This is a genomic window from Noviluteimonas caseinilytica, from assembly GCF_018406605.1.
Taxonomy (GTDB): Bacteria; Pseudomonadota; Gammaproteobacteria; order Xanthomonadales; family Xanthomonadaceae; genus Noviluteimonas; species Noviluteimonas caseinilytica.
The window spans coordinates 820317-837763 of record NZ_AP024545.1 but is presented as its reverse complement, the minus strand read 5'-3'; the positions used below and the strand labels follow the sequence as shown (position 1 = coordinate 837763).

Genomic DNA, 17447 nt, shown 5'->3' with positions numbered 1-17447 from the left:
CTCCTTATTTGAGCGCCTTGAAGCGCAGGCGATGCGGCTGCGCGCCTTCCGCGCCCATGCGGCGCTTCTTGTCTTCCTCGTACTCGCGGTAGTTGCCCTGGAAGAACTCCACGTGCGAGTCGCCTTCGAAGGCGAGGATGTGCGTGGCGATGCGATCGAGGAACCAGCGGTCGTGCGAGATCACGAACGTGTTGCCCGGGAATTCGAGCAGCGCGTCTTCGAGCGCGCGCAGCGTTTCGACGTCCAGGTCGTTCGAGGGTTCGTCGAGCAGCAGCACGTTGCCGCCCTGCAGCAGCGTCTTGGCCAGGTGCAGGCGGCCGCGTTCGCCGCCCGACAGCGTGCCGACCATCTTCTGCTGGTCCTGGCCCTTGAAGTTGAAGCGGCCGATGTAGGCGCGCGACTGGATCTCGATGCCGTTGATGTTGAGGATGTCGGCGCCGCCGGACACTTCCTGGAACACGTTGTGGTTGCCGGTGAGCGCGTCGCGGCTCTGGTCCACGTACGCCAGCTTGACCGTCGAACCCATGTCGATCGTGCCGGAGTCCGGCTTTTCCTGGCCGATGATCATGCGGAACAGCGTCGACTTGCCGGCGCCGTTGGGGCCGATGATGCCGATGATCGCGCCCGGGGGCGCGCTGAAGCTGAGGTCGTCGATCAGCAGGCGGTCGCCGAACTTCTTCGAGACGTTCTTGAACTCGACCACCTTGTTGCCCAGGCGCTCGCCCGGCGGGATGAAGATCTCGTTGGTTTCCGCGCGGCGCTGGTAGTCGACCGACTGCAGCTCTTCGATGCGGGCCAGTCGGGCCTTGCCCTTCGACCGGCCGCCCTTCGCGTTCTGGCGGGCCCACTCGAGTTCCTTCTGGATCGCCTTCTGGCGCGCCTTCTCGGAGGACTCTTCCTGCTTCAGGCGATCGCCCTTCTGGACGAGCCAGTCGGTGTAGTTGCCCTTCCACGGGATGCCGCGGCCGCGGTCGAGTTCGAGGATCCACTCGGCGGCGTTGTCGAGGAAGTAGCGGTCATGGGTGACGGCCACGACGGTGCCCGGGAAGCGCGCGAGGAACTGTTCCAGCCATTCCACCGACTCGGCGTCGAGGTGGTTGGTGGGCTCGTCGAGCAGCAGCATGTCCGGCTTCTGCAGCAGCAGGCGGCACAGCGCGACGCGGCGCTTCTCGCCACCGGAGAGCTTGCCGATGATGGCGTCCCACGGCGGCAGGCGCAGCGCGTCGGCGGCGACTTCCAGCTGGTTTTCCAGCGTATGCGCGTCGCCGGCGGCCAGGATCGACTCCAGGCGCTGCTGTTCGGCGGCCAGCTTGTCGAAGTCCGCGCCTTCCTCGGCATAGGCCTCGTAGATGCGGTCGAGCGCGGCCTGGGCCTGCAGGACTTCGCCGACGCCTTCTTCCACGGCCTCGCGGACCGTCATTTCCGGGTCCAGCTGCGGCTCCTGGGCGAGGTAGCCCACCTTGATGCCGGGCTGCGGGCGGGCTTCGCCGCTGTAGTCGGTGTCGACGCCGGCCATGATCTTCAGCACCGTCGACTTGCCCGCGCCGTTGAGGCCGAGCAGGCCGATCTTGGCGCCCGGGAAGAACGACAGCGAGATGTCCTTGATGATCTGGCGCTTCGGCGGGACCGTCTTGGACACGCCGTTCATGGTGTAGATGTATTGCATTGGAGCTCCGCAGGCGGGCGCAGGGGGTCCTGCCGGGGCAGGCCGCGCTGAGTCGAACAGGATGGCCGCGGATTATAGGGGAGGGGCTGCCCCCGGGGGCGTGGGGGGCGGGCATGCCACGGTAAACTTCGCGCCTCCCCACGCCCGACGGACAGCCGATGTTCCCCCGCGACAGCCGCATCGAAGGTTTCGACCCCGAACTCGCCCAGGCCATCGCCGGCGAGAACCGCCGCCAGGAAGACCACGTCGAGCTGATCGCGTCGGAAAACTACGCCAGCCCGCGCGTGATGGAAGCGCAGGGCAGCCAGCTCACCAACAAGTACGCCGAGGGCTACCCCGGCAAGCGCTATTACGGCGGCTGCGAATACGTCGACGTCGCCGAGCGCCTGGCGATCGACCGCTGCAAGCAGCTGTTCGGCGCCGACTACGCCAACGTGCAGCCGCATTCGGGTTCGCAGGCCAACCAGGCCGTGTACCTGGCGCTGCTGTCGCCGGGCGACACGATCCTCGGCATGTCGCTGGCGCATGGCGGCCATCTCACGCACGGTGCGAAGGTCAACATCAGCGGCAAGCTCTTCCACGCGGTGCAGTACGGCGTGGACGACAAGGGCATGATCGATTACGACGAAGTCGAACGCCTCGCGCTCGAGCACAAGCCGAAGATGGTCGTCGCCGGGTTCAGCGCGTACTCGCAGGTGGTCGACTGGGCGCGCTTCCGCGCGATCGCCGACAAGGTGGGCGCGTACCTGTTCGTCGACATGGCGCACGTCGCCGGCCTCGTCGCCGCGGGCGTGTATCCCAACCCGGTGCCGCACGCGCACGTCGTCACCTCGACCACGCACAAGACGCTGCGCGGTCCGCGCGGCGGCATCATCGTCGCCAAGGCGAACGAAGAACTCGAAAAGAAACTGCAGTCGATCGTGTTCCCGGGCATCCAGGGCGGTCCGCTGATGCACGTGATCGCGGCGAAGGCCGTGGCGTTCAAGGAAGCGCTGGAGCCGGAGTTCAAGGCGTACCAGCAGCAGGTCGTGAAGAACGCGCAGGCGATGGCGAAGACCATCATCCAGCGCGGCTACAAGATCGTCTCCGGCGGCACGGAAAACCACCTGATGCTCGTCGACATGATCGGCAAGGGCATCACCGGCAAGGACGCGGAAGCCGCGCTGGGCAAGGCGCACATCACCGTGAACAAGAACGCGGTGCCGAACGATCCGGAAAAGCCGTTCGTGACGTCGGGCCTGCGCCTGGGCACGCCGGCGGTGACGACGCGCGGCTACGGTGAAGCCGAATGCGTGGCGCTGGCGAACTGGATCTGCGACGTGCTGGATGCGCCGAAGGACGAAGACGTGATCAAGCGCGTGCGGGATGAAGTGACGAAGCAGTGCAAGGCTTATCCGGTGTACGGCTGAGCGGATGCGCGATCTCGAGCCAGTGAGCCGGGTCGCCGTCGCGGTCGAGCTGATGCTCGGCAGCTATGCGCTGGCGCTGAGCCTCATCTCGTCGGTGTTCGTGCTGATGGGCGGGCTGGCGCAAGGTCTGGCAGGGATCTCGTGGGAGGTCGTGGCGCTGGGAAGCACCGGGATCATCGCGCTGATCGGCACGAGTGTCGTATTCCGCTTCGTCTTCCGCGGGCGGGACGCCTTGCGCCGCACGCCTGCATGGATGTTCGTGGCCATGTGGATCGGTGTCGCGATGGTGGCGTGGGCGGCCGTTGCGATGATGCTAGGCGAGCAGGGCTTCAGGCCTTTCCTGCTTGCCACCCCGCTGGCCGTTGCGGCCATCCATCTCACCATCGAGCGCGCGATCGCGCGGCGGACCTGACATGCATTGTCCTTTCTGCCAGCACGTCGACACGCGCGTCATCGACTCGCGCGTGAGCGAGGATGGGGCGACGATCCGCAGGCGACGCGAGTGCGAAGCCTGCGGCGAGCGCTTTTCGACGCTCGAAACGATTGAATTGAAGTTGCCCCTGATCATCAAGGGCGACGGCCGACGCGAGGCCTTCGACGCGCGCAAGCTGCGCCTGGGCTTCGACCGGGCGCTGCAGAAGCGCCCCGTCTCCGAAGAACAGATCGAAGCGTCCGTGCGCGCTGTCGTGCACCAGCTGCGCATGACCACCGAGCGCGAGATCGCGTCGCGCCGCGTCGGCGAATTCGTCATGGCTGAATTGCGCAAGCTCGACCACGTCGGCTACGTGCGCTTCGCTTCCGTGTACCGCTCGTTCGAGGACGTCGCGGATTTCCGCGAAGAACTCGATCGGCTCGAACGCGACTTGCCCGGCGAGGGCCAGTTGCCACTGCTGGAAGGCGAACCGGTCGAAAAGACCCGACGGAGGTAGGCATGTTGCGCTGGCTCATGGTCCTGTTCCTCGCTGTGTGTGCCGCCACCCCCGTGCTGGCTGCGAAGCACGCACAAGCGACGCCCGCCCCCGCGCCCGCGAACCTCTCCGGCGAATACCACCTCGACGGCGTGATGGAGACGGGCTCCGGCCTGCTGCTCCGCGACGACAACACGTTCGCGTGGTTCTTCAGCTACGGCGCGCTGGACCTCTTCGCGAAGGGCAAGTGGCAACGCGCGGGCGACGGCATCGACCTGGTGGTCGAAGACATGGCGTTCCCCGACCAGATGCCGGAAATGAAATTCGAGCGCATGCACCTGCGCATCGACGGCAACGACCTCGTCCCCAGCTGGCCCTGGGACATGGATGCCTTCCGCAAGGGCGCCGAACGCGGCGCCTATTCGCGCAGCGAGTAACCCGTGACCGGCACCGATCCCAGCAAAGCAACGTTCTCCGCGACCGACTACGCGATGATGGCGCGGGCCCTGCGCCTCGCCGAACGTGGCGCGTACACCACGCGGCCGAACCCGATGGTCGGCTGCGTGATCGCGCAGGGCGACGAAGTCGTCGGCACCGGCTGGCATGAAAAGAAAGGCGGGCCGCACGCGGAGGTGATCGCGTTGCAGGCCGCGGGCGAACACGCGCGCGGTGCGACCGCGTACGTGACGCTGGAACCCTGCGCGCATGTCGGCAGCACGGGGCCGTGCGCCGATGCGTTGATCGCCGCCGGCGTGTCGCGCGTCGTCGGCGCGATGCGCGATCCGTTCCCGCAAGTGGACGGCGCCGGCTTCGAACGCTTGCGCGCCGCCGGCATCACGGTCGAGACCGGCTTGATGGAAGCGCAGGCGCGGGTGATGAATCGCGGGTTCCTGTCGCGCATCGAGCGCGGACGGCCGTGGGTGCGCGTGAAGTTGGCAACGAGCCTGGACGGGCGCAGCGCACTGGCGTCGGGCGATTCGAAATGGATCAGCGGCGAACCCGCGCGGCGCGACGTGCAGAAGTGGCGCGCACGCGCCGGCGCCTTGCTGACCGGTGCGGGCACCGTGCTGATCGACGATCCGCAACTCACCGTGCGCCTCGGTGACGAAACGCCATTCGTGCCGCCGGTGCGCGTGGTGCTGGATCCCGGACTGGCGACGGTGGCGCGCGGCCACATCCGCGAAGGCGGCGCGCCCACCTTGTACGTGCACGCACCCGATGCGCGCATGCCGCGCGGCGTGGAAGCCGACCACGTGGCCGTGCCGGTGCACGAGGGCAAGTTCGACCTGCAGGCGGTACTCGCGATGCTCGCCGAACGCGGCATCAACGAAGTGCAGGTGGAAGCCGGCGCGACGCTCGCCGGTGCCTTTCTCAGCGCGGGCCTGGTCGACGAACTGCTGTTGTACGTCGCGCCCGTGATGCTGGGCGAACGCGCGCGCCCCCTGTTCGACGGCCTGCAGATCGACGCGATGGCCGAACGCCTGACGTTGCGCATCGTCGAGACCCGCCGCATCGGCACCGACGTGCGCGTGTTGCTGCAACCGGAGCCCCCTGCAAGCCCATGAACATGAACGCCCCCACGTTCGCCGATCATTTCTCCGCCGTCGCCACCCAGTACGCCCACGCGCGACCCGAATACCCCGCGGCCCTGTTCGACTGGATCGCCTCCGTGGTCTCGCCGCGTGTGCTCGCGTGGGAACCGGGATGCGGCAGCGGCCAGGCCAGTCGCGATCTCGCCCCGCTGTTCGCCCGCGTGCACGCCACCGACCCGAGCGCCGCGCAGATCGCGCAGGCGCGCGGGCCCGCGAACGTCACCTTTTCCGTCGAACCGGGCGAACGCTGCGCGTTGCCGGATGCGAGCGTGGATGCGGTGTGCGTCGCGCAGGCGCTGCACTGGTTCGATCGCCCGCGCTTCTTCGCCGAATGCGTGCGCGTGCTGCGGCCCGGCGGTGTGCTGCTCGCGTGGGGTTACCAGGATCTCGTCGCGCCGCCCGGCGTCGATGGCGTCCTCGATCCGTTCCGCGACACGATCGAAGCGTACTGGCCGCCGGAGCGCGACCTGATCGATGAAGCGTATGCGTCGTTCGCGTGGCCGTTCGACGCGATCGACACGCCGACGATGGACCTCGTCGCCGAGTGGACGCTGCCGCGCATGCTCGGCTACTTCTCCAGTTACTCCGCGACGAAGCGGTATCGCGATGCGCACGGCGGCGACGATCCCGTCGCCGCATTCACGCCCGCCATCGAAGCCGCGTGGGGCGATCCCGCCACCGTGCGCACGCTGCGCTGGCCGTTGTTCGTGCATGCACGCAGGAAGGCGGGTTGATGTTCACCGGATTGATCGAAGGCGTCGGCCGGCTGGCGTCGCGCGAGATGCGCGGCGGCGATGCGCGCCTGCGCATCGACGTCGGCACGCTGGCGTGGGGCAGGGACGCGGACGTGCGGATGGGCGAAAGCATTTCCGTCAACGGCACGTGCCTCACCGTCGTGGCGTTCGACGCGCAGGGCTTCGAAGCCGATGCGTCGAACGAAACGCTCGCGCTCACCACGCTCGGCGCGTTGCCGGTCGGCCGCGCGCTCAACCTCGAACGCGCGATGCGTCCCACCGATCGCCTCGGCGGTCATCTCGTCAGCGGCCACGTCGACGGCGTCGGCAGCGTCGTGCACACGTGGGACGACGGCCGCGCGCAGCGCTGGGTGTTTGCGGCGCCTGCCGCCCTGCGACGCTACATCGCGGCGAAGGGCTCGATCTGCGTCGATGGCGTCAGCCTCACCGTCAACGCGGTGGACGACGCCGGCTTCGAAGTCGCGCTGGTGCCCCACACGCTCGGCCACACCGCGTTCGCCGAGACGCAGGAGGGCGATGCGGTCAACCTCGAAGTCGACATGCTCGCGCGCTACGTCGAACGCCTGCTTTCCGCCAAGGATGCCTCGTGAGTTTTGCTTCCATCCCCGAACTGCTGGACGAACTCCGCGCCGGCCGCATGGTCGTCATCGTCGATGACGAAGACCGCGAGAACGAAGGCGACCTGATCATGCCGGCCGAGCTCGTGCGGCCGTCCGACATCAACTTCATGGTCACGCACGCGCGTGGCCTGGTGTGCCTGTCGCTCACGCGCGAGCGTTGCCGCCAGCTCGGCCTGCCGCCGATGGTGCGCGACAACACCTCGCCGCACGGCACCAACTTCACCGTGTCGATCGAAGCGGCCGAAGGCGTGACGACGGGCATCTCCGCGTACGACCGCGCGCATACCGTGCGCACCGCGGTGCGGCCCGATGCGCAGCCGAGCGATCTCTCGCAACCGGGCCACATCTTCCCGCTGATGGCGCAGCCCGGTGGCGTGCTCAGCCGCGCGGGCCACACGGAAGCGGCGAGCGATCTGGCGCAACTCGCCGGCTTCGAACCGGCGGGCGTACTGGTGGAAATCCTCAATCCCGACGGCAGCATGGCGCGCCGGCCGGAACTGGAAGTGTTCGCGCGCGAGCACGGCCTGAAGATCGGTTCGATCGAAGACCTCATCCGCCATCGCCTCGCCACCGAACACACGGTCGAACGCGTCGACGTGCGCGCGATCGACACCGAACATGGCGCCTTCACGCTGCACACGTACCGCGACCGGCTGAGCCGCGCGCTGCACTTCGCGCTGCTGCGCGGCGAAGCGCAACGCGAGGTGCCTACGCTCGTGCGGGTGCACGCGCTCAATCCGTTGGCCGATGCGGTGCACTGGCGCCGCCCGGATTTCGGGCCCGCGGTGGGCGAAGTGCTGCAGGCCATCGCCGCCGAAGGGCGGGGCGCGCTGGTGCTGCTGGGCGAGCCGCAGGACGCCGAATCCATGCTGGCGCGCATCCGCGAACAGCCCCACGCCCCGGCCGGTCGCGCCGGTGCCCTGGCCGAATGGCGCCGCACGGGCGCGGGCTCGCAGATCCTGTCGGACCTCGGCCTGGGCCGGCTGCGCGTGATCGGCACCCCGCGCAAGCAGGTGGGGCTGGCCGGGTTCGGGCTGGAGATCGTGGCGCATGTGGAATGGCCCGCGCGCTAAACTGCCGCCCCGTTCGAACGCCCATCCCATGACTCCCCCGCATTTCGAAGGCGACCTGCGTGCCGCGCCCAGCGCGCGTTTCGCGATCATCGCCAGCCGCTGGAACCCGCGCATCACCGATGCGCTGGTGGCCGGTGCGCGGCGCGCGTTCCTCGACAACGGCGTCGACGTCGACGCGGTGGATGTCGTGCGCGTGCCCGGTGCGTGGGAACTGCCGCTCGTCGCCGCGCGCCTGGCCGCCGCCAACCGCCACGTCGCGATCGTCGCGCTGGGCTGCGTCGTGCGCGGCGACACGCGGCATTACGAACACGTCGCCGACCGCTGCGCCGAAGGCCTGATGCGCGTGTCGCTCGACCATCGCATCCCGGTGCTCAACGGCGTGCTGGCGGCCGAACGTTTCGCCGACGCCGAAGCGCGCGCCGGCGGCAGCCACGGCAACAAGGGCGAAGAAGCCGCGCTCGCGGCCATCGAGATGCACAACCTGCTGGAGAAGCTGCCTTGAACAGACGCCGTGACGGCATCGACCCGGTCCACCGTTCGCGTGCGCGCCGTCGTGCGCTGCAGGCGATCTACGCGTGGCAGATGTCCGGGGGCACCGCCGAGCAGGTGATCGCGCAGTTCGCGCACGAGCAGGCGCACGAGATCGCCGACCTGGTGTATTTCGAGGACCTGGTGCGGGGCGTGATGCAGCATCGCGCGGACATCGACGGTGCGCTGGCGGGCTTCGTGGATCGCGGCGTCGAGGAAGTCGATCCGATCGAACGCGCCGCGTTGCGCATCGCCACGTACGAACTGCGCCATCGCCCCGACGTGCCGTATCGCGTGGTGATCAACGAAGCGATCGACACCACCAAGCGCTTCGGTTCCGAACACGGCCACACCTACGTGAACGGCGTGCTCGACCATGCCGCCGCCGCGTGGCGCACGGCGGAGTTCGACGCGGCGCGCAAGTGAGCGGCGCCGGCGAATTCGACCTGATCACGCGCATCCGCGCACGCGCGGCTGCGATGGCCGAAGCGCGCGGCGACGTGGAGCTGGGCATCGGCGACGACGCGGCGGTGTTGCGCCTGCCTGCGGAGGCGTTGCTCGTCGTCGCGACCGACACGCTCAATGCGGGCGTGCATTTCCCCGTCGAAACCGTGCCTGCCGATATCGGCTGGAAGGCGCTGGCCGTGAACCTGTCCGACCTGGCGGCGATGGGTGCGCGCCCTGCGTGGGCGACGCTGTCGTTGTCGTTGCCGCAAGGCGATGCCGCGTGGGTCGATGCGTTCCTCGATGGATTCCTCGCGCTGGCGGACCAGCATCGCGTCGCGTTGGTCGGCGGCGATACGACGCGCGGGCCATTGTCGGTGTGCGTGACGGTGCATGGGTTCGTCGAAGCGGAGCGTGTGTTGCGTCGCGACGCGGCGCGCGTCGGCGACGACGTGTGGGTGAGCGGCACGCTCGGGGATGCGGCCGGTGCGTTGTCGCAATGGCGGGGCGGCGAAGGCGTGGAGACGGCGTTGCGCGCGCGGCTGGATCGGCCGACGCCGCGCGTCGCGCTCGGGCGTGCGCTGGGCGGGTTGGCGCATGCGGCCATCGATGTGTCGGATGGCTTGCTCGCGGACCTGGGGCATGTGTGCGTGGCGAGCGATGTCGGCGCGGAGCTCGAGGTCGATGCATTGCCGGCGTCCGAGGCGTTGCGCGAGGCGTTCGATGCCGAAGCGCGTCGTGCCTTGCAAGCCACGGGCGGCGACGACTACGAACTGTGCTTCACCGCGTTGCCGGCGCAGCGCGATGCGATCGTGGCGGCTGCGCGCGAGGCGGGCGTCGACGTGCATCGCATCGGACGGATCGTCGAACGGCGCGGCGTGGTCGCGTTGTCAGGCGGCCAGCCGTGGACGTCGTCGCGCGCGGGTTACACGCACTTCCGCTGACGACTCAGGGTTTCGCTTCCGCCAGCAATGGCGCGACCGCCGATGCGGCCAGCACCAGTGTCTTCCCGTCGCCCTTCAATTGCGGCTGCGCTTCCATCGGTGCGTCGGCCTTGATCGCCGCGCGCGGCGGCAGCAACGCGAAATCGATCGTGACATCGCCCGCCTGCGCTTCGCTGCCGACGACGGCGCGATAGACCTGCGCGGCCATGATCAGCGTCGCGGGCAGGCTGGGATGCACGGTGTCGGGGAACGTGTCCTTGTCGCCGTGCTTGCTCGCGTAGCGGCGCAGCGTGGCGCCCGACGGCACGATCTCCGCATCGATGCGCGCGGCCATCTGCTTCGCCGCGCGGTCCAGCTTCGCCTGCCACGCATCGTCCGGGCCCCAGGTCGCGAGCAACAGCGTGCGTGCACCGGCGGCCTGTGCGCGCGCGGCGAATTCGCGGTGGGCGCGATCGCTCAGGCGGCACTCGGTGCCCGAGCGCAATTCCTGGTCGACCATGCACGCCATCAGCCCGCCGCGTTCCTGCAGCACGATCGCATCCCAATGGCCTTGGCCGAGGGCCTTCGCTGCAGCGCCGTCCTTCCAGCGTTCCGCGAGCGAACCGCCCGGCGCCACGAACGTCTGCGTCTCGAATCGCACCGGCACGGCTTGCGCGGCGCCGAGCGCGCGCACCATCGCGGGCAGGTCGTTCACGTAGGTCAGGCTGTTGCCGACGAAGAGCACGCGGTAGGTCTTGGGCGCGGCGGGTTCGGCGGCGCGCGCGGAGGCGAACATGCCGATGGCGGTGATCAGCACCGCGAGCAGGGCGGTCAGCAGTGCAGTGGAATGGCCGCGCCTCGACATGCCGCACTCCCTGGGGGATGCGCCATGCGACGCCCGCAGGCCCGCCACGTCAAGTGCCGTTGCGCCCTTCAGGCGGAAAAGGCTGCGCGGATCCAGTGCAATCGGGGGGAATCCGGGTCGCCCTCGGCCTCGATGACATCGAACCGGCACGGCAGCATCGCCCACGCCGGGTGCCGCAGGAGGAACACCTGCGCGGCCCGCACGAGGCGCAGCTGCTTGCGCGCATCCACCGACGCCGCACCGCCGCCGAAGCGCGCGTCGCGGCGATAGCGCACTTCGACGAACACGAGGCAGTCGTGGTCGCGCATCACCAGGTCGAGTTCGCCGACGCGGAAGTTGGCGTTGCGCGCGATTTCGCGGAGGCCAGCGGCGACGAGCATGTCGCGCGCCGCACGTTCCACCGCATCGCCGCGCGCGCGGCGATACGGGATGCGACGCGCTTCAGCGGTCGGTGGCATCCGCCAGCGGCGAAGGCACGCCGCCGCTGAAGGTGGACCACACCGGCGTATGCAGCACGTTGCCGACGCCATCCAGGCGCAGCGTGCCCGTCGCGCCGCGCACTTCGCCGTTGGCGGCGAGCGCGAGCTTTTCCAGGTACGCGGTGATCAGCCACGCGTCGTAACCGAAGGCGAACAGGCGCGCCGCCGGACCGCGCGCGGTCTTCAACCGACCCGCCACGCTTGCCGCCGACGGCAGGCCCGGCACGCCGCGCGCGACCCACGGTTCGGTCGGATACGCGATGCCGTCGAGCACGGCGTCTTCGGCCGGCTTGCCGGTGCCGGCGAGCAATTGCGACGTCGCCACGCGCGGTTTGCCACCGAGGCCTGCGGACGCAAGCAACGGGGCGACTCCGCGCGCTTCGCTCGCACGCGTGGCGAAGAACACGGCATCGACCTGCCCGGCCTTCTGCACCGCCGCCTGCAGGCGCGCGAGTTGCGTGGTGGCGTCGCCACCGACGTCGAAGGTTTCCGCCACCGTGCCCCCGCGTTGCGCGAAGCGATCGCGGAACGCGACGACCGCGCGACGCATGCCTTCCTCGGAGCCGGCGAGCACGAGCACGCGCTGCGCCTTGCGCGCGAAGAGGTAATCGGCCGCGGCGATGCCGTCGTCTTCCGGCGACAGCGAGAAACTCGCGCTGCCCGCGGGCGGCGCCACCGACGTGCGATTGAGCGCCAGCATCGACGCACCGCTTTGCGCATCGCGGAACACTGCGCTGACTTCGTCGCGGCCCAGCGGACCGACCACGAAGTCGTTGCCTTCCGCGGACGCCTTGGCATACGCGGCGACGGCACCGGCGGCGGTGCCGGCGGTGTCGTAGAAGGTGACTTCCGGGCGACGGCGCGATTCGCCGTAGTAGCCGGTGAGGAAACCATCGCGCACGGGCGCGGCGGCGGGCGCCAGGCTGCCGGACAGGGGCAGCAGCACCGCGAGCTTCACCGGCGGGCGATAGCCATCGCTGTCGGCGGCGGGGCGCGCATCGAACTTCCAGCCGCCGCGATCGAACGGGCGCGGCAACGGCAGGCCGCGGCGCAGCAGCGCCTGGCCGGCATACATGTAAAGCGGATCGCCGGCGGGCAGCGCGGCGGCATCGCGCGACAGCGTGGCATCGTCCAGGCCCGCGAGGAGCTTGTTGATCTGCGCGTGGGTGTCGGCCTGCGCCTGGCCGGTCTGCTTGGCCGCCGCCTGCGCGAGTTCGCGCGCCTGGGCGAAGGCGGGATCCATCGCCTGGTGCGAGGCCTCCGCCGGACGCTGCACCGAAACCGAGGCGCAACCGGCCAGGCCGGCCGCGAACAGCGTGCCCAGCAGCAAGGCCCGCAGTGCGGGGTGGTGCGCGGAGCGCGGTGTCCGTTCGAAGCTCGCGTGCATTCGGATCCTCGGCCGCGTACGCGGCGTTCCCTGGGAAGCGGCTAGGATTCTACCCGTCGTCCGTCGAAGCCGGCCGTCGTCATTCGCGTTTCCCGACCGGATCCCCATGCAGACTGCGACACGCCCCGGAACACTTCACGTCGTCGCCACGCCGATCGGCAACCTCGGCGACCTCTCGCCGCGCGCGCTGGACACCCTGCGCGCGGTCGCGGCGATCTGTGCGGAAGACACGAGGCACACGCGCCAGCTGCTCGCGCATTACGGCGTCGAACGGCCGCTGGTGGCCCTGCACGAACACAACGAGGAGCAGTTGGCCGAGCGCCTGGTGGCGCGCCTGCTCGGCGGCGAATCGCTGGCGCTGGTGTCGGACGCGGGCACGCCGCTGGTGAGCGACCCCGGGTTCCGGCTGGTGCGCGCGGCCCGCGCGGCGGGCGTGGCGGTGAGCCCGGTGCCGGGGGCGTGTGCGTTCGTCGCTGCGCTCAGCGTGGCCGGGTTGCCGAGCGACCGGCTCGCCTTCGAAGGGTTCCTGCCCGCGAAAGCGGGCGCGCGCCGCGAACGCCTCGCACCGCTGGCCAGCGAAACGCGCACGCTCGCGTTCTACGAATCGGCACATCGCATCGAGGAAACCCTCTCCGACATGGGGACGGTGTTCGGCGGCGACCGCCGCGTGGTGGTGGCGCGCGAGCTGACGAAACTGTTCGAGACCGTCCTCGATGGCGCGCTCGATGACGTGCGCGCCCGCATTGCCGCCGATCCCAACCAGCGCAAGGGCGAATTCGTCGTGCTGGTGCAGGGCGCCGCGGACGATGCCGATGCGCGCATCGCCGAAGGCAAGCGCCTGTACGCGAAGCTCGGCGAACACCTGCCGCCGTCGACCGCGGCCAAACTCGCCGCCGACCTGAGCGGCGCGCCGCGCAAGGCGCTCTACGGCTCCTGAGCGCTGCCCGGCCGAAGCTGCCACAATCCGCCCCGGCGGAGTCGGCCAGGCAGTCGCGTCATTCGCAAGAATGCCGAGGAAAGTCCGGGCTCCACAGGGCACGGTGCCAGGTAACGCCTGGGCGGCGCGAGCCGACGGAAAGTGCAACAGAAAGATACCGCCGATGGCCCGCAAGGGATCAGGCAAGGGTGAAATGGTGCGGTAAGAGCGCACCGCGAGTCCGGCAACGGACCGGCACGGCAAACCCCACCGGGAGCAAGGCCAAATAGGGACCTCATGACGCGGCCCGCGTCGGGTCCGGGTAGGCTGCTCGAGCGTATCGGTGACGATGCGCCTAGAGGAATGACTGCTCACGACAGAACCCGGCTTATCGGCCAACTCCGCCACTAAAGAGGCTCGCGCAAGCGGGCCTTTTTAGTGGGCGGGCGATTCAGTGCTTCGACACGGGTTGCAGCGTCTGTTTGCACACCAGTTCGCCGATCTGCCGCCCTTCGATCAGCCCGTTCGTGTTCGCGATCGGGAAATGCGCGCCCGCATACAGGCGCGACATCGCCACGTCGTCCGCGGTCGCCTTGAGGCTGGTGAAATGGCGACGCTCCTGCGTGTACTTGCTGCGGCTGTCTTCGGTGGCGTCGATGCGATCGCTGCCCAGGGCGCACTGCAACGCTGCCGCGGCGGCCGCCGACAGGATGCTGTGCGTCGAGGGATATTCGGGATGCTCGGGCGTGGGGAGGAACGACATCCAGTTCGCGTCGGGCACGGTCGCGGGATTGCCGTCGAGGTCGCCGCGCGGGATCGCGGTGACGGGACGCCAGTGGCGATACTTGTACTTCGCGTTCCAGCCGGACACGTAGCCATCGGCCATCGCGATGTTGAGCATCGCGAACGTGCGCGCGTTGCGCCACAGCTGCAATGCATCGCGCCCCTGGCGTTCGCGCTGCGCGATCGTGTCGCGCGCGATGTCGTTCCAGCTGTCGCCGGCGTTGCCCGCCCACCATTGCGCCTGTTCGGTCTGCGCCGCGGTGCGCGTGCTGCCGTTCTCCGCGCCGAGCGCCTTGACCGCGTTGTATTGGCGCGCGTATTCGGCGCTCTTGAGCGCGGGTGGCGGCGGCGGCAGGAATTGATCCGCGGATTTCATCGCGAACGGCGTGACGTATTGCCAGCCGGGCAACAGCGCCTTCAAGTGATTGGGCGGCGTGGTTTCCCACTTGCCGATGCCGGGTTGGGCGACGTCCGCGACATCCGCGCGATCGCTGCCGTCGTGCGCGCGCAACGCCAGGATGTTGCGCGCGGCGTTGCGTCCGAGTTGCACGCCTTCTTCGCGCGCGGGGCCGGCGCCGACGCGATCGAGCGCGCTGGCGTAGGCGTCGTCGAGTTCCGCGCGCTTGCCGGGCACCGTTGCGACGAGCACGTCGTGCGCAGCGGCGGCGATCGCGGCTTCGGGCGACGCGTTGGGATGTTCGCCCAGGCCGGCGGCGTACGGCGCGTACACCGGGCGGATTGCATTGAGCGCGTCGTGCATCGCCAGGTGCATCATGGCCAGCTCGCGCTGTTCCGACATGCCGCGTTCGAGCGATGCGCCGGCATCGATGCCGATGGCGTTCCATTCCGACACCGCATCGGGGGCATGGCCCCGGTCCAGCGCCCGCGTCGCGACCACGCCGATCCCGAGGGCGGCCAGGCCGGCGGCGGTGAGGACGATCGCGCCGCGCTGTCGGCGGGGGCGGTCGGTGGGATGGGGCGGCGGGGTCGGCATCGGCAGGGGGACTCCGGGTCGGGCGGGGGGGAACCGACCATGGCGGGGTGTCCGTTGGCCCGGGGTGAGGGGTCGCCCATTCAGTCTGTCTCCCTCATGAACCCGCCTCCCGGGGACGGGCCCGAATCTCACAATTTGAGACGAAACAACAGCTAGTGGATAACTCTTGAACAAGACTCTGAAGTTCGTCGCAAGCCATTGATGCCAAAACGAAAAATTCACCCAACAAGCTGTTGACAACCCTGTGGGTCAAGCCTAACGTGGCGTCTCGTGGGAAAACCGGGAAATAAGTGGTTTTCCTAACTCCAAAAGCCCCCGGCAGAGGGGCGCTACCGGGCAGGGGCGATGTTCCAGGGTGAGACCGCCATCACGATCGACGACAAGGGCCGGCTGGCGATTCCCACCAGCTACCGGGACCAGGTCGTGCGCGAGTGTGGCAACCGCCTGGTCCTGACCTACAGCCCATTCGATGCCGGCTGTCTCTATCTGTATCCGCAGCCGGTCTGGGAGCGCGTGCGCGACCAGGTCAACGCGTTGCCGCGCACCAAGAGCGTCAGCCGCAACCTGCAGCTGAAGCTCGTGGGCGCGGCGACCTTCGTCGAGCCCGACGGCAGCGGCCGCATCGGCCTGCCGGCGAGCCACCGCAACGCGGTGGGCATCGAACGCAAGGCGGTGCTGCTGGGGATGGGCGACAAGTTCGAGTTGTGGAGCGAGCAGGCGCACCTCGCGCAGATCCGGCAGACCCTCACGGATGCCGACCTGGGCGACGGGCTGCTCGACCTGCAGTTGTGACCGCCGGTGGCGCGGATGCCCGGTCCGCCCACCTTCCGGTCTTGTACGCGCAGGTCATGGAAGGACTGCGGGTGTTGGCGGACGGACGTTACCTCGATGGCACTTTCGGCCGCGGCGGCCATGCGCGCGGCGTGCTCGACCAGTTGGGCCCGGGAGGGCGATTGCTGCTGATGGACAAGGATCCCGAGGCGATCGCGGTGGCCGAAGGCGCATTCGGCGCGGACCCGCGCGTCTCCATCCGTCGCGGCAGCTTCGCCCACCTGGGCGACTGGACGCTCGCGCGCGAAGGCCTCGACGGCGTGCTGCTCGACCTCGGCGTGTCTTCGCCGCAGCTGGATGTCGCCGAGCGGGGTTTCAGCTTCGGCAAGGACGGTCCGCTCGACATGCGCATGGATCCGGATTCCGGCGAGAGCGCTGCGCAGTGGCTGGCGCATGCCTCCGATCGCGACATCGCGGACGTGCTGTTCACCTACGGCGAAGAACGCCAGTCGCGCCGCATCGCGCGCGCGATCGTGGCGCGCCGCGAAACGCAGCCGCTCGAGCGCACGGGGCAACTCGCCGACCTCATCGCGTCGGTGATGCCGCGCGGCGATTCGAAGACGCACCCTGCCACGCGTTCGTTCCAGGCCATCCGCATCTTCATCAACCGCGAGCTGGCCGACCTCGAAACCGGCCTCGACGCCGCGTTCGATTGCCTCAAGCCCGGCGGGCGCCTTGCGGTGATCTCCTTCCATTCGCTGGAAGACCGCATCGTCAAGCAGTTCATCGCGCGCAAGGCGAAGGCGCCGCCGACGCACCGCCGCATGCCGGTGGTGCCCGACTTCCATCCCACGCTGCGCGCCATCGGCGATGCGCAGAAGGCGACCAGCGAAGAACTCGCCTTCAACCCGCGCGCCCGCAGCGCCGTGCTGCGCGTGGCCGAGAAACTGGCGGTGGCCGCATGAACGCGCGCGTGATCATCGCCGTGCTGATCCTGGCCAACGTCGCCTCGGCGATCGGCGTGGTCTACGCGCGCCACGAGCATCGCCAGTTGTTCGTCGTGCTCAAGCGCCTGCAGCGCGAGCGCGACGACCTCAACATCGACTTCGGCCGCCTGCAGCTGGAACAGGCCACGTGGGCCGAAAGCAACCGCATCGACCAGGTGGCGCGCAACCGCCTGGGCATGGTGTTCCCGGAAGCGGGCGAAACCGTGGTGATCCGTCCATGAGGCCGGGCATGCCGCACGCCGAGAAGCGCCCGACGGCCGGCCAGCGCGTGCGCGCGTTCTTCGGCGGCGGTCCGCGCCAGAAGCCGCGCGGCCGCGCGCAGTTCAA

19 protein-coding genes, 1 other RNA gene and 1 pseudogene are annotated in these 17447 nt (G+C 69.3%); 16 read left to right on the top strand and 5 right to left on the bottom strand.

What is annotated here, in order from left to right:
* Positions 1-4: 4 nt before the first annotated feature.
* Entirely contained in the window at positions 5-1666 is a 1662-nt protein-coding gene (ettA, locus tag LYSCAS_RS04205; RefSeq protein WP_213435978.1) for an energy-dependent translational throttle protein EttA, read from the bottom strand.
* A 158-nt stretch (positions 1667-1824) separates the two neighbouring features.
* On the opposite strand from ettA, the gene glyA reads away from it, so the two are divergent.
* The 11 genes from glyA to thiL are packed head-to-tail and all read left to right on the top strand — an operon-like array spanning position 1825 to position 9939.
* Entirely contained in the window at positions 1825-3075 is a 1251-nt protein-coding gene (gene glyA, locus LYSCAS_RS04200) for a serine hydroxymethyltransferase (protein ID WP_213435976.1), read from the top strand.
* A 4-nt stretch (positions 3076-3079) separates the two neighbouring features.
* Positions 3080-3487: a hypothetical protein gene (locus LYSCAS_RS04195; protein WP_213435973.1), complete on the top strand. Its 408-nt coding sequence runs from the start codon at positions 3080-3082 to the stop codon at positions 3485-3487.
* Position 3488: 1 nt separating this feature from the next.
* Positions 3489-4004: a transcriptional regulator NrdR gene (gene nrdR / locus LYSCAS_RS04190; RefSeq protein WP_213435971.1), complete on the top strand. Its 516-nt coding sequence runs from the start codon at positions 3489-3491 to the stop codon at positions 4002-4004.
* 2 nt (positions 4005-4006) lie between these two features.
* The gene (locus LYSCAS_RS04185) at positions 4007-4420 is read left to right on the top strand and encodes a hypothetical protein (RefSeq protein WP_213435969.1); all 414 of its coding nucleotides are present in this window, start codon (positions 4007-4009) and stop codon (positions 4418-4420) included.
* Between the two features lie 54 nt (positions 4421-4474).
* On the top strand, positions 4475-5548 hold the full coding sequence (ribD, locus tag LYSCAS_RS04180) for a bifunctional diaminohydroxyphosphoribosylaminopyrimidine deaminase/5-amino-6-(5-phosphoribosylamino)uracil reductase RibD (RefSeq protein ID WP_213437569.1): 1074 nt from the start codon (positions 4475-4477) through the stop codon (positions 5546-5548).
* The gene (locus tag LYSCAS_RS04175; protein ID WP_213435967.1) at positions 5545-6309 is read left to right on the top strand and encodes a class I SAM-dependent methyltransferase; all 765 of its coding nucleotides are present in this window, start codon (positions 5545-5547) and stop codon (positions 6307-6309) included. Before ribD ends, LYSCAS_RS04175 begins: the two co-directional genes overlap by 4 nt.
* Positions 6309-6920 (top strand): riboflavin synthase, encoded by a 612-nt coding sequence (locus tag LYSCAS_RS04170; RefSeq protein WP_213435949.1) that lies wholly within the window; start codon positions 6309-6311, stop codon positions 6918-6920. Before LYSCAS_RS04175 ends, LYSCAS_RS04170 begins: the two co-directional genes overlap by 1 nt.
* Positions 6917-8023, top strand: a complete 1107-nt coding sequence (gene ribB, locus LYSCAS_RS04165; RefSeq protein ID WP_213435947.1) for a 3,4-dihydroxy-2-butanone-4-phosphate synthase — start codon at positions 6917-6919, stop codon at positions 8021-8023. The genes LYSCAS_RS04170 and ribB overlap by 4 nt, the downstream gene beginning before the upstream one ends.
* Positions 8024-8051: 28 nt before the next feature.
* The gene (gene ribH, locus LYSCAS_RS04160) at positions 8052-8525 is read left to right on the top strand and encodes a 6,7-dimethyl-8-ribityllumazine synthase (protein ID WP_213435945.1); all 474 of its coding nucleotides are present in this window, start codon (positions 8052-8054) and stop codon (positions 8523-8525) included.
* Positions 8522-8977 (top strand): transcription antitermination factor NusB, encoded by a 456-nt coding sequence (gene nusB / locus LYSCAS_RS04155; protein ID WP_213435943.1) that lies wholly within the window; start codon positions 8522-8524, stop codon positions 8975-8977. Before ribH ends, nusB begins: the two co-directional genes overlap by 4 nt.
* Positions 8978-9030: 53 nt before the next feature.
* Positions 9031-9939 carry a thiamine-phosphate kinase gene (thiL, locus tag LYSCAS_RS04150; protein ID WP_213437568.1) on the top strand — a complete coding sequence of 303 codons (909 nt, stop codon included), beginning with the start codon at positions 9031-9033 and terminating at the stop codon, positions 9937-9939.
* 4 nt (positions 9940-9943) lie between these two features.
* Here the strand turns inward: thiL and LYSCAS_RS04145 are convergent, their stop codons facing one another.
* From LYSCAS_RS04145 to LYSCAS_RS04135, 3 genes and pseudogenes are all read right to left on the bottom strand, one after another.
* On the bottom strand, positions 9944-10783 hold the full coding sequence (locus LYSCAS_RS04145; protein WP_213435941.1) for a hypothetical protein: 840 nt from the start codon (positions 10781-10783) through the stop codon (positions 9944-9946).
* Positions 10784-10851: 68 nt separating this feature from the next.
* Entirely contained in the window at positions 10852-11241 is a 390-nt protein-coding gene (locus tag LYSCAS_RS04140; RefSeq protein ID WP_407075157.1) for a YraN family protein, read from the bottom strand.
* A pseudogene (locus LYSCAS_RS04135) lies at positions 11225-12520 on the bottom strand (penicillin-binding protein activator); the annotation flags it as partial. The pseudogene LYSCAS_RS04135 and the gene LYSCAS_RS04140, both read right to left, overlap by 17 nt.
* Positions 12521-12755: 235 nt before the next feature.
* Here LYSCAS_RS04135 and rsmI point away from each other — a divergent pair.
* Positions 12756-13586, top strand: a complete 831-nt coding sequence (gene rsmI / locus LYSCAS_RS04130) for a 16S rRNA (cytidine(1402)-2'-O)-methyltransferase (RefSeq protein WP_213435937.1) — start codon at positions 12756-12758, stop codon at positions 13584-13586.
* Between the two features lie 37 nt (positions 13587-13623).
* An RNA gene (rnpB, locus tag LYSCAS_RS04125) (RNase P RNA component class A) lies at positions 13624-13972 on the top strand.
* A gap of 44 nt (positions 13973-14016) precedes the next feature.
* On the opposite strand, the gene LYSCAS_RS04120 is transcribed toward rnpB, so the two are convergent.
* Positions 14017-15342, bottom strand: a complete 1326-nt coding sequence (locus LYSCAS_RS04120) for a vanadium-dependent haloperoxidase (protein WP_213435935.1) — start codon at positions 15340-15342, stop codon at positions 14017-14019.
* Positions 15343-15687: 345 nt separating this feature from the next.
* Here LYSCAS_RS04120 and mraZ point away from each other — a divergent pair, with 345 nt between their 5' ends.
* From mraZ to ftsL, 3 genes are read left to right on the top strand one after another with little or no spacing between them, the layout of a single operon-like run.
* A complete protein-coding gene (mraZ, locus tag LYSCAS_RS04115; RefSeq protein WP_213435933.1) occupies positions 15688-16134 on the top strand; it encodes a division/cell wall cluster transcriptional repressor MraZ in 447 nt (148 codons plus the stop codon).
* 56 nt (positions 16135-16190) lie between these two features.
* Positions 16191-17078: a 16S rRNA (cytosine(1402)-N(4))-methyltransferase RsmH gene (gene rsmH, locus LYSCAS_RS04110; RefSeq protein ID WP_213435931.1), complete on the top strand. Its 888-nt coding sequence runs from the start codon at positions 16191-16193 to the stop codon at positions 17076-17078.
* On the top strand, positions 17075-17341 hold the full coding sequence (gene ftsL / locus LYSCAS_RS04105; protein WP_213435929.1) for a cell division protein FtsL: 267 nt from the start codon (positions 17075-17077) through the stop codon (positions 17339-17341). Before rsmH ends, ftsL begins: the two co-directional genes overlap by 4 nt.
* Positions 17342-17447: the final 106 nt, after the last annotated feature.